Source organism: Salmonella sp. SAL04213 (assembly GCF_046550535.1).
GTDB classification, from domain to species: domain Bacteria; phylum Pseudomonadota; class Gammaproteobacteria; order Enterobacterales; family Enterobacteriaceae; genus Salmonella; species Salmonella enterica.
On record NZ_JBGDXS010000006.1, the window covers coordinates 138140 to 154067 of the forward strand.

The 15928-nt window shown below is 55.9% G+C and carries 16 protein-coding genes; 10 read left to right on the forward strand and 6 right to left on the reverse strand.

Features of this window, described 5'->3' with window-relative positions:
• The 5 genes from hycE to hycA all read right to left on the reverse strand — a co-directional run bounded on the left by hycE (window position 1) and on the right by hycA (window position 5695).
• A complete protein-coding gene (gene hycE, locus ACLJPQ_RS15895; protein ID WP_001288155.1) occupies window positions 1-1710 on the reverse strand; it encodes a formate hydrogenlyase subunit HycE in 1710 nt (569 codons plus the stop codon).
• A gap of 17 nt (window positions 1711-1727) precedes the next feature.
• Window positions 1728-2651, reverse strand: a complete 924-nt coding sequence (locus tag ACLJPQ_RS15900) for a respiratory chain complex I subunit 1 family protein (protein ID WP_000110563.1) — start codon at window positions 2649-2651, stop codon at window positions 1728-1730.
• A 2-nt stretch (window positions 2652-2653) separates the two neighbouring features.
• Window positions 2654-4480 carry a formate hydrogenlyase subunit 3 gene (gene hycC / locus ACLJPQ_RS15905; RefSeq protein ID WP_079820561.1) on the reverse strand — a complete coding sequence of 609 codons (1827 nt, stop codon included), beginning with the start codon at window positions 4478-4480 and terminating at the stop codon, window positions 2654-2656.
• Entirely contained in the window at window positions 4480-5088 is a 609-nt protein-coding gene (gene hycB / locus ACLJPQ_RS15910; RefSeq protein ID WP_001079164.1) for a formate hydrogenlyase subunit HycB, read from the reverse strand. The genes hycC and hycB overlap by 1 nt, the downstream gene beginning before the upstream one ends.
• Before the next feature lie 145 nt (window positions 5089-5233).
• A complete protein-coding gene (gene hycA / locus ACLJPQ_RS15915; protein ID WP_000158074.1) occupies window positions 5234-5695 on the reverse strand; it encodes a formate hydrogenlyase regulator HycA in 462 nt (153 codons plus the stop codon).
• Between the two features lie 209 nt (window positions 5696-5904).
• Here hycA and hypA point away from each other — a divergent pair, with 209 nt between their 5' ends.
• From hypA to flhA, 6 genes are all read left to right on the forward strand, one after another.
• The gene (gene hypA / locus ACLJPQ_RS15920) at window positions 5905-6261 is read left to right on the forward strand and encodes a hydrogenase maturation nickel metallochaperone HypA (RefSeq protein WP_000544461.1); all 357 of its coding nucleotides are present in this window, start codon (window positions 5905-5907) and stop codon (window positions 6259-6261) included.
• A gap of 68 nt (window positions 6262-6329) precedes the next feature.
• Window positions 6330-7202 carry a hydrogenase nickel incorporation protein HypB gene (hypB, locus tag ACLJPQ_RS15925; RefSeq protein ID WP_000337636.1) on the forward strand — a complete coding sequence of 291 codons (873 nt, stop codon included), beginning with the start codon at window positions 6330-6332 and terminating at the stop codon, window positions 7200-7202.
• A complete protein-coding gene (gene hypC / locus ACLJPQ_RS15930; protein ID WP_193627514.1) occupies window positions 7193-7465 on the forward strand; it encodes a hydrogenase 3 maturation protein HypC in 273 nt (90 codons plus the stop codon). Before hypB ends, hypC begins: the two co-directional genes overlap by 10 nt.
• Entirely contained in the window at window positions 7465-8586 is a 1122-nt protein-coding gene (gene hypD / locus ACLJPQ_RS15935) for a hydrogenase formation protein HypD (RefSeq protein WP_001212956.1), read from the forward strand. Before hypC ends, hypD begins: the two co-directional genes overlap by 1 nt.
• A complete protein-coding gene (gene hypE, locus ACLJPQ_RS15940; RefSeq protein ID WP_080184752.1) occupies window positions 8583-9593 on the forward strand; it encodes a hydrogenase expression/formation protein HypE in 1011 nt (336 codons plus the stop codon). The genes hypD and hypE overlap by 4 nt, the downstream gene beginning before the upstream one ends.
• Before the next feature lie 218 nt (window positions 9594-9811).
• Complete coding sequence (gene flhA, locus ACLJPQ_RS15945; protein WP_080184753.1) at window positions 9812-11890, forward strand: formate hydrogenlyase transcriptional activator FlhA; 2079 nt, start codon at window positions 9812-9814, stop codon at window positions 11888-11890.
• Between the two features lie 61 nt (window positions 11891-11951).
• On the opposite strand, the gene ACLJPQ_RS15950 is transcribed toward flhA, so the two are convergent.
• Entirely contained in the window at window positions 11952-12296 is a 345-nt protein-coding gene (locus ACLJPQ_RS15950; protein ID WP_001117944.1) for a nitrous oxide-stimulated promoter family protein, read from the reverse strand.
• A gap of 181 nt (window positions 12297-12477) precedes the next feature.
• Between ACLJPQ_RS15950 and sitA the strand changes: the two genes are divergently transcribed.
• From sitA to sitD, 4 genes are read left to right on the forward strand one after another with little or no spacing between them, the layout of a single operon-like run.
• Window positions 12478-13395 carry an iron/manganese ABC transporter substrate-binding protein SitA gene (gene sitA / locus ACLJPQ_RS15955; protein ID WP_000182930.1) on the forward strand — a complete coding sequence of 306 codons (918 nt, stop codon included), beginning with the start codon at window positions 12478-12480 and terminating at the stop codon, window positions 13393-13395.
• Complete coding sequence (gene sitB, locus ACLJPQ_RS15960; protein ID WP_000083153.1) at window positions 13392-14213, forward strand: iron/manganese ABC transporter ATP-binding protein SitB; 822 nt, start codon at window positions 13392-13394, stop codon at window positions 14211-14213. The genes sitA and sitB overlap by 4 nt, the downstream gene beginning before the upstream one ends.
• Window positions 14210-15070 carry an iron/manganese ABC transporter permease subunit SitC gene (gene sitC / locus ACLJPQ_RS15965; RefSeq protein WP_001104336.1) on the forward strand — a complete coding sequence of 287 codons (861 nt, stop codon included), beginning with the start codon at window positions 14210-14212 and terminating at the stop codon, window positions 15068-15070. Before sitB ends, sitC begins: the two co-directional genes overlap by 4 nt.
• A complete protein-coding gene (sitD, locus tag ACLJPQ_RS15970; protein WP_000480208.1) occupies window positions 15061-15909 on the forward strand; it encodes an iron/manganese ABC transporter permease subunit SitD in 849 nt (282 codons plus the stop codon). The genes sitC and sitD overlap by 10 nt, the downstream gene beginning before the upstream one ends.
• Window positions 15910-15928 lie beyond the last annotated feature (19 nt).

Below are 15928 nucleotides of genomic sequence, written 5' to 3' on the forward strand. Positions count from 1 at the left end.
TTATTTCAGCGGCGAGTTTTTACGCTCAATGCTGTAGCGCTCAAGTTCTTTGTACGGCACGACTTTGCTCTTCTTCTTACGCACATCGACCACGGTCATCCGGTCGGTACAGGAGTAGCAAGGATCGAGGCTACCGATGATCAGCGGCGCATCAGAAACGGTGTTGCCGCGCAGCATATAGCGCAGCGTTGGCCAGTTGGCGTAGGTCGCCGCACGGCAGCGCCAGCGGTACAACTTCTGGTTGTCGCCAGTCATGCTCCAGTGGATATCATCGCCACGCGGCGCTTCAGCGAAGCCGAGCGCAAAACGGTGCGGAATATAGGTAAAGCCTTCCACCATCAGCGGGCCGCCCGGCAGATTATCCAGACCGAAATCGATCATATTCAGCGAGGTGTAAACTTCGTTGATACGGACTTTCAGACGAGAAATCACATCGCAGCCCTGCTCGCTATGTACTTCCATCGGCAGCAGACCGTAACCGACAAACGGGTGGTCGGCGCGGGTGTCGCGGGCGTGACCGCTGGCGCGCACCATCGGGCCGACATTACTGAAGTCGCGGGCAATTTCCGGGTCCAGACGACCGATACCCACGGTACGCTGTTCCATATTCGGCGTGCTCAGCAGCATGTCCACCAGCTCCTGCACGTCACGACGCATCTGCTGCGCCAGTTGACGGGTCTGGATCATGTCCTCTTTGAGCAGATCGCGGCGAATCCCGCCGATCAGGTTCAGTCCGTAAGTTTTGCGCGCCCCGGTCAGTATCTCCGCCATTTTCATGGAGGTTTCACGCACGCGGAAGAACTGCATAAAGCCGGAGTCAAAGCCGGTGAAGTGACAGGCCAGGCCAAGGTTGAGCAGATGCGAGTGCAGGCGTTCCACTTCCAGCAGAATAGCGCGGATCATCTGCGCACGTTCCGGCACCTGAATGCCCATCGCGTTTTCCACGGAAGTGGTGTAGGCAGTGCTGTGCGCGAAGCCGCAGATACCACACACGCGATCCGACAGGAAGGTGACTTCGTTATAACCCATGCGGGTTTCCGCCAGTTTTTCCATACCACGGTGGACGTAGAACAGGCGGTAGTCGGCGTCGATAATGTTTTCGCCATCGACGAACAGACGGAAGTGGCCCGGTTCATCGGAGGTGACATGCAGCGGGCCAATCGGCACCACGTTATTTTTCTTGTCACCCAGCTCGTTAATGAACTCGTAGGTTTCCGCATCGGTGGTCGGCGCCGGGCGCTGACGATAATCCATGCTGTCTTTACGCAGCGGATAGAGTTCATCCGGCCAGTCGTCCGGCAGCACCAGACGGCGCTCGTCCGGCAGACCGACCGGGATTAAACCGTACATGTCGCGTACTTCGCGCTCACCCCACACGGCAGCCGGCACGCGCGGCGTAACGGATGGGAATTCCAGCTTATTGGCATCTACTTCAACGCGAACGGTAATCCAGCACTTCGTGCCCTGCTCCATCGACAGCACGTAATAAACGGCATAGTGGCCGCACAACTGGCGTTCGTCATTACCGAACAGCACCGACAGCCACCCACCCTGCTGGTAGTAAAGAAACTCCACCACTTCCGGCAGATAGTTCACTTTTACCGTAATAGTCAGCTGATCTTTGGTCTGCCAGGCTTCGTCCAGCACGACGCCCGGAAACGCCTGGTGCAGCGCCGCAAGGTATTGTTGACCTAATTTTTCTTCAGACATGCTCAAACTCTCTTAAATCACGCCGCCAGCAAGGAGACGAAGGCTAAAAACGCAAACCCAAAACCGGCCCAGGTCACGCGTGAAGTGGCGCAAAAACGCAGTCGCGCCATGCTGTTTTCAAACAGGGCGATCACCAGTACGCCGACAATCAGCTTGACGACGGCAATCACCAGCGCCAGCAACAGTCCGCCTGCGCTGAAGGTTTCCATCTGTCCCCACGGCAGAAACACGCCGACGAACATTTGCAGCACCACCAGTTGCTTAAGGCTGATGCCCCATTTCAGCACCGCAAAGCCGCTACCGCTGTATTCGGTCAACGGCCCTTCCTGCAACTCCTGCTCCGCTTCCGCCAGGTCGAACGGCAGCTTGCCCATTTCGATAAAGGTGGCGAAGGCGCAGGCGCACAGCGCCAGAATCAGCGGAATACTGCGCGCGACAGGCCAGTGATAAATGGTATCGGCGATATTGCTGATATGAGTTGAACCCGCCACCTGCGCGGCGACCCACAGACCCAGCAGCAGAATCGGCTCCACCAGCACGCCGAGCATCGCTTCACGGCTGGCGCCGATCGCGGTGAACGGGCTGCCGGTATCCAGGCCTGCAATAGAGAAGAAGAAGCGCGCGATGGCGAACAGGTAAATCAGGGTGATTAAATCACCCAGTTGCGGCAACGGAGATCCAACGGTGACGACCGGCAGCGCGGTGGCGATAGTCAGCATCACGCCGACCATCACAAACGGCGTCAGGCGAAAAACCCAGCCGGAATCAGCGGGCGCAATACTCTGACGACCGAGCAGTTTGATAATGTCGCGGTACTCCTGCAACACGCCCGGCCCTCGGCGATTGTGTAGACGGGCGCGCGCCACGCGAGTAATACCGGACAGCAATGGCGCAACGGCAAATAGCACCAGCGCCTGAATTAACGGATAAAACACACTCATTTTCAGGCTCCTCGTGAAACCACAATCACCACCAGCACCGCCAGCTCAATCAGCGCCAGACGACGGAACAGCCCCGCGGCCGCCGCGTTCTGCCAGCCCGGAATCAACGATACCGGGTTGAGCCACTTACGCAGTTTGAGTACCGGGGCAAAGGCCTCTTTCACCGGCATGGCGAAACCGTGCGCGGTAATCACCATCGACTGCTCATGGTCGTAGCCGCACACCCAGGCCGCGCCGCGAGAACGCGACGGCAGACGGTTGCCTTTGAACATCGCCATAATGATGAACGGCAGTAGCGGACAGGCGACCAACAGCAGCGTGATCATCGGCTGCGATACGGTGGTGTGCGCGGTTTCCAGCGGCAACGGTACCGCAGTGGAAATCATCGGCAGCAGCCACGGCGCGGCAACCCCGCCCAGTACGCAGCAAATCGCCAATGCCACCACGCTGACGCCCATCAGGATCGGCGCGCAGCTGGCATTTTCAGCTTCCTTCGTGCGCGGCGCGCCAAGGAACGTCACGCCATACACTTTCGCCATACACATCACCGCCAGCGCGCCGGTAATCGCCAGGCCAACCGCCAGCAGCGGTCCTAACAGACGACCAACAAATGCGCCGCTGTTGCCCAGTTTGAAGAAGGACTGGTAAATCACCCACTCGCCGGCAAAGCCGTTCAGCGGCGGCAGCGCGGCCATCGCCATCAGACCGACCAGCATGGCGATAGAAATAACCGGCATCCGTTTACCAATACCGCCCAGTTTTTCGATATCGCGATGACCGGTACGGAACCAGATGCTGCCCGCGCCCAGAAACAGCACGCTTTTGAACAGGCTATGGTTCAGCAGGTGATAGAGCCCGCCGGTCAGACCCAGCGCGATCAGTACCGGCTGATTGAGAGCAATCCCGGTAACGCCTGCGCCCAGACCGAGCAAAATGATGCCGATATTTTCCAGCGTGTGATAGGCCAGCAGGCGCTGAATGTTATGCTCCATCAGCGCGTACAAACCACCGACAAAGGCGGTGATCATCCCAAGCACCAACAGCGCCACGCCCCACCACAGCGGCGCATTGCCGCCAAGCAGAGATAGCGTGAGAATGCCCAGCAGCCCGATTTTCATCACCACGGTCGAGAACAGCGCGGCGGCGGGAGCGCTGGCGTTGGCGTGCGCCTGCGGCACCCAACCGTGTAGCGGGATAATCCCGGCCAGCAGACCGAAGCCGATAACGCCGAGCAGCCAGATATCGGAGCCCAGCGGCAGTTGCTGAGCGCGTTGATCCAGCAGCCCCAGATCCAGCGTGCCGTAGCGCTGCCACACCAGCCAGCAGGCGATTGCCAGCAGCAGCGTACCGAGACGGCCCAGCGCAAACCACAGTTTGCCCTCTTTGCTACCGCCGGTGAGGAACACGGCGCAGAGCGCCATGATTTCCGCCATCACCACCATCGTCCCCAGGTTACTGGCGACCACGGCGCAGACGGCTGCCGCCATCAGCAGGTTGATCAACAGTCCGTTGGCTTTTACCTGTGGATGGCGATGCCAGTCGATATTGAACAGGCTGACGAACAGGCCGCACAGCCCCAGCGTAATCAGCCAGATAGCATTCAGCGGCGTAATTTGCAGCATGTGACCGGTAAACGGCATCACGCCGCTCACCGTAACGGCGCTGGTCAGCGCGGTGAACCCCGCGCCTGCCGTACACAGGCTGCCGACCGCGCCGCCGATACCGGCAATCCAGCCGCTCAGCGCTTTATGAAACGAAAACAGAAACGCCAGAACGGCGGCGGCGGCAAACCACGCGACGCCGCTAGTAATCAGTGAAAGTGAACTCATTATGCATCCCCACTCTGAGCCTGCTGAAACAAGGTGAGATCGCCAAAATCGGTATTAAACGTCAGCTCACGTTTACGTTTGCTGGCGCGGGCGATATCCGTGTTCTCCACCAGGTGTAGCGCTTTAGTCGGGCACATCCGCACACAGGCCGGGCCTTGCTCGTCAAAGCTGCACAGGTCGCATTTCACCGCGATAGCGCGTACGCCCGGCACCCAGTCGAGCAACGTACTGACGCGCGCAGGCGCTGGCGGCGCGGGCGGCGCTTTCGGCGTATTGGCGTTCGCTGGAATATGCAGCGGACGGCTGCCGGAAAACTCAATAGCGCCAAACGGACAGGCAATACCACACAGTTTGCAGCTCACGCACAGGCTTTCATTAAGCTGGACAGCGCCGTCAACGCGATTAATCGCGTTAACCGGGCATACCGTGGCGCATGGCGCATCTTCACAGTGGTGACAAAGCTGCGGCGCAGATTCTTTTTCATTCAGCATCACTTTCAGGCGCGGCATTGACTGCAGGCCATGCTGGCGATGCGTCTCTGAACAGGCGGCCTCACAGGTGTGGCAGCCGATACAGAGAGTGGAGTCAGCAATTACAAAACGATTCACCAGGCATTCCTCAGGTGATTGTCATTTTTGACGAAAACATGCCGTTGAAATGTCATTTTCGACACTTATCGACACGCCCATCCCCAAAACATTCATGACATGGCGCAACGCCACATCGCGAATCAAAGCGGGCAACGCCTCAGGCTTATACCGCCGGGCTGTGTCCCTTTACCAATTGACGCAAATTAACCGGCGAGTTGGTTTCTACAGCGGTATAGAGGCTGTCGTAAACGCTGGCGATTTTTTCCAGATAGTGCTCCAGCACCTGCTCGCGATCGCGGTTGTTAACCCGTTCATCAACCTTGCCGTCGATATCGAGCTGCGCCTGTGCAATCAATTGCTTATCTTCGCCATCTTTGGTTTCAACGTAGTACTCAATGGTGTGGCTGTTAAAACCATCCGCCAACGCGACGTAAATACGAAAGTGCTCAAACAGGACAAAGCAAAGATCCCTTTCCGGCGCGCAGCTCATTGCGTGATGCAGGCGCGCTTTCGAGAGGGTGATCCCCTGAACCAGCGAGTTGCAGTAAATATGCCACTGGTCCTGTAGGCGACGATGCCGTTGCGCGATGTAATCGGCCTTTTCGCTTATTTCCCAAATAGTCATGTCAGGTTACCCGTTTAACAGAGATGCCTGCGTTAAGCATTTTCCATGCCAATTTTTAACTTGTTGTTTTTAATGGCAGACGAGCGCAGTTACTGCCGTTTCGACGCGGTGACGACATGTCATTTCGTCATCGTCGACATTAACCTGCCAGGGGATACAAATATTGGCATAAATATTGCTTTACAGGGGCAACCACTACGGGAGGCGATATGCACGAAATCACCCTCTGCCAACGGGCACTGGAATTGATTGAACAACAGGCTTCAGCATACGGTGCAAAACGTGTGACAGCCGTCTGGATCAAAATTGGCGCATTTTCTTGCGTGGAAACCAGCGCTCTTTCCTTTTGTTTTGATCTGGTATGCCGCGGCACGATAGCAGAAGGTTGTAAACTGCACCTCGAAGAACAGGAAGCCGAATGCTGGTGTGAGCATTGTCAACAATATGTCACGTTGTTAACCCACCGTGTACGTCGTTGTCCGCAATGTCATAGCGATACACTGCGAATTGTGGCCGATGACGGCTTACAAATTCGGCGCATAGAGATTGATGAAACTGAAGATTAATGCCGGATAGACGCTCGCGTCGCCATCCGGCAGAAAGCCTGTAACAAGAAAAAGATCAGGAGTAAGCGATGTGTACGACTTGCGGTTGCGCTGAAGGCAACCTTTATATAGAAGGCGATGAACATAATCCGCACTCAGCGTTTCGTAGCGCGCCCTTTGCCCCAGCGGCTCGCCCGGCGCTGAATATTACCGGCATTAAAACGCCTGACTTTGCCCCAAGTCAGACCGCAGAAGGCGATCTGCATTACGGCCACGGCGAAGCCGGAACCCACGCGCCTGGTATGAGTCAGCGGCGGATGCTGGAGGTTGAAATCGACGTGCTGGACAAAAATAATCGTCTGGCTGAGCGCAACCGCGCCCGTTTCGCCGCCCGCCAGCAACTGGTGCTCAACCTGGTGTCCAGCCCCGGGTCCGGTAAAACCACCTTGCTGACTGAAACGCTAATGAAATTGAAAGACCGTGTACCGTGCGCGGTGATTGAAGGCGACCAGCAGACAGTGAACGACGCCGCCCGCATCCGCGCTACCGGCACGCCCGCCATTCAGGTCAACACCGGTAAAGGCTGCCATCTTGACGCGCAAATGATCGCCGACGCCGCGCCGCGCCTGCCGCTGGATGACCATGGTATTCTGTTTATCGAAAACGTCGGTAATCTTGTCTGCCCGGCCAGCTTCGATCTGGGCGAAAAGCATAAAGTCGCAGTGCTTTCCGTGACCGAAGGTGAAGATAAGCCGCTGAAATATCCCCATATGTTTGCCGCTGCGTCGCTCATGCTGCTCAATAAAGTCGATCTGCTGCCCTACCTCAATTTTGACGTTGAGAAGTGCATCGCCAGCGCGCGTGAAGTGAACCCGGAGATTGAAATTATCCTGATTTCCGCCACCAGCGGCGAAGGCATGGATCAGTGGCTGGCCTGGCTGGAGGCGCAGCGATGTGCATAGGCGTGCCGGGTCAAATCCGCGCCATTGACGGCAATCAGGCAAAAGTTGACGTCTGCGGCATTCAGCGCGACGTCGATCTCACATTAGTCGGCAGTTGTGATGAAAACGGTCAGCCGCGTCTGGGTCAGTGGGTGCTGGTTCATGTCGGATTCGCCATGAGCGTCATTAACGAAGCGGAAGCGCGCGACACGCTCGACGCGCTACAAATTATGTTTGATGTTGAGCCGGACGTCGGCGCACTGCTGTATGGTGAGGAGAGATAATGCGTTTTGTTGACGAGTACCGTGCGCCGGAACAGGTAATGCAGCTCATTGAACACCTGCGTGAACGCGCCGCCCTTCTTCCTTACACTGCCGAACGTCCGTTGCGCATTATGGAAGTCTGCGGGGGTCATACCCACGCAATTTTTAAATTTGGTCTCGATCAGTTACTGCCCGAAAACGTGGAGTTTATTCACGGCCCCGGTTGTCCGGTCTGCGTGCTGCCGATGGGACGTATCGACAGTTGCGTGGAAATCGCCAGCCATCCGGAGGTGATTTTCTGCACCTTTGGCGATGCCATGCGCGTGCCGGGGAAACAGGGTTCGCTGTTGCAGGCTAAAGCGCGCGGCGCGGATGTCCGTATTGTTTACTCTCCGATGGACGCGCTGAAGCTGGCGCAGGATAACCCGACCCGCAAAGTGGTATTTTTCGGGCTGGGCTTTGAAACCACCATGCCGACCACCGCCATCACGCTACAGCAGGCAAAACAGCGTGACGTGCAAAACTTCTACTTTTTCTGCCAGCACATTACGCTGATCCCGACGCTGCGTAGCCTACTGGAGCAGCCGGACAACGGCATTGACGCCTTTCTTGCGCCAGGCCACGTCAGCATGGTCATCGGCACCGAGGCGTACCAGTTTATCGCCGCCGATTTTAATCGCCCGCTGGTGGTGGCTGGATTCGAACCGCTTGATCTACTGCAAGGCGTGGTCATGCTGGTTGAGCAGAAAATAGCGGCCCTAAGCCAGGTTGAAAACCAATACCGTCGCGTGGTGCCGGATGCCGGAAACATGCTGGCGCAGCAGGCCATCGCCGATGTGTTCTGCGTTAATGGCGACAGCGAGTGGCGCGGCCTGGGCGTGATTGAATCCTCCGGCGTCCACCTGACGCCAGAGTATCAGCGCTTTGACGCCGAAGCGCATTTCCGCCCAGCGCCGCAACAGGTCTATGACGATCCGCGCGCCCGCTGCGGCGAAGTGCTGACCGGCAGATGCAAGCCGCATCAGTGCCCGCTATTTGGTAAAACATGTAATCCAGAGACCGCGTTCGGCGCGCTGATGGTCTCTTCCGAAGGCGCATGCGCCGCCTGGTATCAGTATCGTCAGCAGGAGTGTGAAGTTTGAACAATATACAACTCGCCCACGGCAGCGGCGGCCAGGCTATGCAACAGTTGATTAATAGCCTGTTTATGGAGGCCTTTGCCAACCCGTGGCTGGCGGAACAAGAAGATCAGGCGCGTCTGGAGCTGGTGCAACTGACGGCGGAGGGCGACCGTCTGGCGTTTTCTACCGATAGCTATGTGATCGATCCGCTCTTTTTCCCCGGCGGCAATATCGGCAAACTGGCGATTTGCGGTACGGCGAACGACGTAGCGGTGAGCGGCGCGATCCCCCGCTATCTCTCCTGCGGCTTTATCCTTGAAGAAGGGCTGCCGATGGAGACGTTAAAAAGCGTGGTCAATAGCATGGCGGCGACCGCGCGGGAAGCGGGTATCGCCATTGTAACCGGCGACACCAAAGTTGTGCAGCGCGGCGCGGCGGACAAATTATTTATCAACACTGCCGGCATGGGGGCGATTCCCGCCGATATTCACTGGGGCGCGCAAACGCTGAGCGTTGGCGATGTGCTGTTAGTCAGCGGTACGCTTGGCGATCACGGTGCCACTATTCTCAACCTGCGTGAGCAACTGGGACTGGATGGCGAGCTGGCGAGCGACTGCGCAGTATTAACGCCGCTAATTCAGACGCTGCGTCATATTGACGGAGTGAAGGCATTGCGTGACGCCACGCGCGGCGGCGTGAATGCGGTCGCCCATGAGTTTGCGGCGTCCTGCGGTTACGGTATTGAATTGTCCGAATCCGCACTGCCGCTCAAACCTGCCGTGCGCGGCGTCTGCGAGCTGTTGGGGCTGGATGCCCTGAACTTTGCCAACGAAGGAAAACTGGTGATTGCCGTTGAACGGCAGGCCGCAGATCGGGCGTTGGCGGCATTACGCGCGCATCCGCTGGGACGTGATGCGGCGCTGATTGGCGAAGTCGTGGAACGCAAAGGCGTTCGCTTAGCCGGACTCTATGGCGTGAAGCGAACCCTTGATTTGCCACACGCCGAACCATTACCTCGTATATGCTAGCAGCCTGTTGGCAGCATACTGTAGGCCGGATAAGACGCATTTGCGTCGACATCCGGCATTAACGCTGCATTAACGCCTGATGGCGCTTTGCTTATCAGGCCTACGGAGTGTGTGACCAGCGAGTTTGCGGTCAGCCATCCGGCAATAACTTACGACTTATACCTATAATTCATTTACCGTTTTCGCACCGTTTTGCGGTATTTTCCTGGAAAAGCAACATGTCGTATACACCCATGAGCGATCTTGGACAGCAAGGCTTGTTCGATATCACTCGTACCTTATTGCAGCAGCCCGATTTGGCGTCGCTCAGTGAAGCGCTTTCGCAACTGGTAAAGCGTTCAGCGCTCGCCGACAGCGCCGGCATTATGCTATGGCAGGCGCAGTCGCAACGCGCACAATATTATGCGACGCGAGAAAATGGCCGTCCTGTTGAATATGAAGATGAAACCGTACTGGCGCACGGCCCGGTACGTCGCATCCTTTCTCGCCCCGATGCATTGCACTGTAATTTCCATGAGTTTACCGAAACCTGGCCGCAACTTGCCGCGAGCGGCCTCTACCCTGAATTTGGTCATTACTGTCTGCTTCCTTTAGCCGCGGAGGGCCGTATTTTCGGCGGCTGCGAATTCATCCGTCAGGAAGATCGTCCCTGGAGTGAAAAGGAATATGACCGTCTGCATACGTTTACCCAAATTGTCGGCGTGGTCGCCGAGCAAATTCAAAACCGGGTAAACAATAATGTCGATTATGATTTGTTGTGCCGCGAACGCGATAACTTCCGTATTCTGGTTGCGATTACCAACGCCGTCCTGTCGCGTCTGGATATTGATGAACTGGTAAGCGAAGTCGCAAAAGAGATCCACCACTATTTCAATATCGACGCAATCAGCATTGTGTTGCGCAGCCATCGCAAAAATAAGCTGAATATCTACTCCACCCACTATCTTGATGAGCATCATCCGGCGCACGAACAGAGCGAAGTCGACGAGGCCGGCACGCTCACGGAGCGCGTCTTTAAAAGTAAAGAGATGCTGCTTATCAACCTCAACGAACGCGATCCGCTTGCCCCCTACGAACGCATGCTGTTCGATACCTGGGGCAATCAGATCCAGACGCTTTGCCTGCTGCCGTTGATGTCCGGCAAGACGATGCTTGGCGTGCTCAAACTGGCGCAGTGCGAAGAAAAAGTGTTTACCACCGCCAACCTCAAGCTGCTGCGTCAGATTGCCGAACGGGTAGCCATTGCCGTGGATAATGCGCTGGCCTATCAGGAAATCCACCGACTGAAGGAACGCCTGGTCGACGAAAACCTGGCGCTCACGGAGCAGCTTAATAACGTCGACAGCGAGTTTGGCGAGATCATCGGACGCAGCGAAGCGATGTACAACGTGCTAAAGCAGGTTGAGATGGTGGCGCAGAGCGACAGTACCGTGCTGATTCTGGGCGAAACGGGAACCGGTAAAGAGTTGATTGCCCGCGCCATTCACAACCTGAGCGGACGTAGCGGGCGCAGGATGGTAAAGATGAACTGCGCCGCGATGCCGGCGGGGCTGCTGGAAAGCGATTTGTTTGGTCATGAGCGCGGCGCGTTTACCGGCGCCAGCGCGCAGCGGATTGGCCGTTTCGAGCTGGCGGATAAAAGCTCGCTGTTTCTGGATGAAGTGGGCGACATGCCGCTGGAGCTACAGCCTAAGCTGCTGCGCGTCCTTCAGGAGCAAGAGTTTGAACGTCTCGGCAGCAATAAACTGATCCAGACCGACGTGCGGCTGATCGCCGCGACTAACCGCGATCTGAAAAAAATGGTCGCCGATCGCGAATTCCGTAACGATCTCTACTATCGGCTGAATGTTTTTCCGATCCAGCTTCCTCCGTTGCGCGAACGTCCGGAAGATATTCCACTACTGGTCAAAGCGTTCACTTTCAAAATCGCCCGCCGAATGGGGCGTAATATCGACAGCATTCCCGCCGAAACGCTGCGCACGCTCAGCAGCATGGAATGGCCGGGGAACGTTCGCGAGCTGGAGAATGTCGTCGAGCGCGCCGTGCTGCTGACGCGCGGCAATGTGCTACAACTGTCGCTGCCGGATATTACCGCCGTAACGCCCGATACCTCGCCTGTTGCAACTGAAAGCGCCAAAGAAGGCGAAGATGAATATCAGCTTATTATACGCGTGCTGAAAGAGACCAATGGCGTAGTGGCTGGACCAAAAGGCGCGGCGCAGCGTCTGGGGCTTAAACGAACCACCCTGCTGTCGCGTATGAAGCGATTGGGTATTGATAAAGACGCGTTAGCGTAACGGGTTGCCGGATCTGATCCGGCCAGGAGATGATGCGCGCCGTAGGCCTGGCGCTTCCCCTTCACTTCTTGCGCTGATATTTTTCCGGCAATTCCGGAACGGGGCGCTTATCGTCGATAAGGTGCCGCACGGTCAGGACAGGATGCCGCCAAAGCATTCGCGGACCTGCCCAACGCATAATCTGCTTCATCTCCTCGCGTTTAGCCGGCTGATAGCAGTGCACCGGGCACTGCTTACAGGCGGGTTTTTCCTCGCCAAATACGCATTTATCAAGACGTTTTTGCGCGTAGGCGAACAGCGCCTCGTAATGCCCCTGCACCGCTGACGCCTGTGGGCACTGGCTTTCATACAGCGCGATCATTTTTTTGATCGTCAGTTTTTCACGAGCGATACGTTTACCAGGCATCGTGCTCTCTCCGAACATTAAGGTGTATTTATTTTACACCTTATCCCTCTTTAGCACTATCACTGCATATCGTCGCCATTTCGCAAATAAGAATTATTTTCATTTATTCATGCCTTGTGCTATATAACATAGCAAAGGCTATATTCGATGATTAATTAACCACATTGTTGCGAGGGATACTATGACGAATCTACATCGTCTGAAAACACTCCTGATTGCCGGTATTGTCGCGATACTCGCGCTATCGCCAGCCTATGCAAAAGAGAAATTTAAAGTCATCACCACGTTTACCGTTATTGCCGACATGGCGAAAAACGTGGCGGGCGACGCAGCGGAAGTCAGCTCGATTACCAAACCCGGCGCTGAAATCCATGAGTATCAGCCAACGCCCGGCGATATTAAACGAGCGCAGGGGGCACAGCTTATCCTCGCGAATGGTCTGAACCTGGAGCGATGGTTCGCCCGCTTTTATCAGCACCTTTCCGGCGTGCCGGAAGTCGTCGTCTCCACCGGCGTCAAACCGATGGGCATTACCGAAGGCCCGTATAACGGTAAACCGAACCCGCACGCCTGGATGTCGGCAGAAAACGCGCTGATTTATGTCGATAACATTCGCGACGCCCTGGTGAAGTACGATCCGGATAATGCGCAGATCTATAAGCAAAATGCCGAACGCTATAAAGCGAAAATTCGCCAGATGGCCGATCCGTTGCGTGCCGAGCTGGAAAAAATTCCCGCCGATCAGCGCTGGCTGGTCACCAGTGAAGGCGCGTTCTCTTACCTGGCGCGCGATAATGACATGAAAGAGCTTTATCTCTGGCCAATTAACGCCGATCAACAGGGGACGCCAAAACAGGTGCGTAAAGTGATTGATACCATTAAAAAGCACCATATTCCCGCCATCTTTAGCGAGAGTACGGTTTCCGATAAACCGGCCCGTCAGGTCGCGCGTGAATCCGGCGCGCATTATGGCGGCGTGCTGTATGTCGATTCTCTGAGCGCCGCTGACGGCCCTGTGCCAACCTATCTGGATCTGCTGCGCGTCACGACCGAAACCATCGTCAACGGCATTAACGACGGACTGAGGAGTCAACAATGAGTCAATCTGCGATTACCGTTGATCAAGTCACGGTGACGTATCGCAACGGTCATACCGCCCTACGGGACGCCACTTTTCAGGTGCCTGGCGGTTCAATCGCCGCGCTGGTAGGCGTAAATGGTTCCGGTAAGTCTACGTTATTTAAAGCGTTAATGGGCTTTGTGCATCTTGCGCAGGGCGATATCACTATCCTGCAACAGTCAGTCAACAAGGCGCTGAAAAAAAACCTCATTGCTTATGTTCCGCAATCGGAAGAAGTGGACTGGTCATTTCCGGTGCTGGTAGAAGATGTGGTGATGATGGGACGCTACGGCCATATGGGCTGGCTACGCCGTCCCACTGCGCATGATCACGCCTGTGTTGACGCCGCGCTGGCGCGGGTGGATATGCAGGAATATCGTCACAGGCAGATTGGCGAGCTGTCCGGCGGGCAGAAAAAACGTGTGTTTCTTGCCAGGGCCATCGCTCAGGATGGACAGGTAATCCTGCTGGATGAACCTTTTACCGGCGTGGATGTAAAAACCGAAGCGCGAATCATCGATCTACTGCGGGAACTGCGCGATGAAGGCCGCACGATGCTGGTCTCAACGCATAATCTCGGCTCCGTCACCGAGTTTTGCGACTATACGGTAATGATTAAAGGAACCGTACTGGCCAGCGGCCCTACCGAAACCACGTTTACCGCCGCGAATCTGGAACAGGCGTTTAGCGGCGTTCTACGTCATATCGCGCTAAGCGGAGGCGAAGAGCACATCATCACCGATGACGAGCGCCCCTTTATTTCCCGGCGCGTGGCCAGCGGAGGAAAATCGTCATGAACTGGCTTGTTGAGCCGTTTGGCTACCAGTATATGCTCAACGCGATGTGGGTCTCCGCGATGGTGGGCGGTCTGTGCGCGTTTCTCTCCTGCTATTTGATGCTCAAAGGCTGGTCGCTCATTGGCGATGCGCTATCTCACTCTATTGTGCCTGGCGTCGCTGGCGCCTGGATGTTAGGGCTGCCTTTCTCGCTCGGCGCGTTTCTTTCCGGCGGACTGGCGGCAGGCAGTATGCTCTTTCTTAACCAACGCTCACGCCTGAAAGAAGACGCGATTATCGGGCTTATCTTCTCCTCTTTTTTTGGCGTCGGCCTTTTTATGGTGTCGCTCAATCCGATGTCGGTGAATATCCAGACGATTATTCTCGGCAACGTGCTGGCGATCGCGCCAGCGGATATTGCGCAACTGGCGATTATCGGCGCAGTCTCGCTGACGATTCTGCTGTTAAAGTGGAAAGATCTGATGGTCGTCTTTTTCGATGAAACCCATGCGCGTTCTATCGGGCTTAATCCGGGTCGACTAAAGCTGTTGTTTTTCACTCTATTGTCCGTCTCTACCGTGGCGGCCCTGCAAACCGTTGGGGCGTTCCTGGTGATCTGTCTCGTCGTCACGCCGGGCGCGACGGCCTGGTTACTCACCGACCGTTTTCCACGTCTGCTCATGATTGCCGTCGTGATTGGCAGCCTGACCAGTTTTCTGGGCGCATGGCTTAGCTACTGGCTGGATGGCGCCACGGGTGGAATTATTGTCGTCATGCAAACCTTACTGTTCATCACAGCCTTTATTTTCGCCCCGAAACACGGTCTGTTAGCCAACCGTCGACGCGCCCGCCTGCAGAAGGAGCCGACATGTTCTTAACAACGTTACTGGAACCCTTTCAGTTTGATTTTATGGTGAACGCCCTTATGGTTTCGGTCATTGTGGCGATTCCCTGCGCCTTACTGTCCGTGTTTTTAGTGTTAAAAGGCTGGGCGTTAATGGGCGATGCAATGAGTCATGCGGTATTCCCCGGGGTCGTGCTGGCATATATTGTGGGGATCCCCCTGGCGATTGGCGCCTTCATTGCCGGATTATTTTGCGCTATCGCGACCGGCTATCTGGACGATAACAGCCGCATCAAACGTGATACGGTGATGGGCATCGTCTTTTCCGGGATGTTTGGCGCAGGTCTGGTGCTCTATGTTTCTATTCAATCGGAAGTGCATCTGGATCACATCCTGTTTGGGGATATGCTGGGCGTATCGCTGGGGGATATCGTACAAACGTCAGTTATTGCACTGGGTATTGCGTTAATCATTGGGCTGAAATGGAAAGATCTCCTGCTACACGCTTTTGACCCGCACCAGGCGAAAGCCAGCGGGCTGAATACCACGCTACTGCATTATGGCCTGCTATGTATGATTGCGCTGACTATCGTCGCCACGCTGAAATCGGTGGGCATTATTCTGTCAATCTCACTACTTATCGCCCCCGGCGCAATTGCCATTTTGCTGACGCGACGCTTTGCGCGCGCGCTGGGATTAGCGGTGAGTCTGTCAGTTATTACCGCTTTTGCGGGCGTCTATCTGTCTTTTTATCTTGATAGCGCGCCAGCGCCGACCATCGTGGTATTATTTGCCATCGTGTTTATTGCGGCATTTATTTACGCAACATGGCGCGACAGGCGTAATGAAATCGTACCAGAGGCGCAAGGTTAACACTTTTTTGCCTGCTATT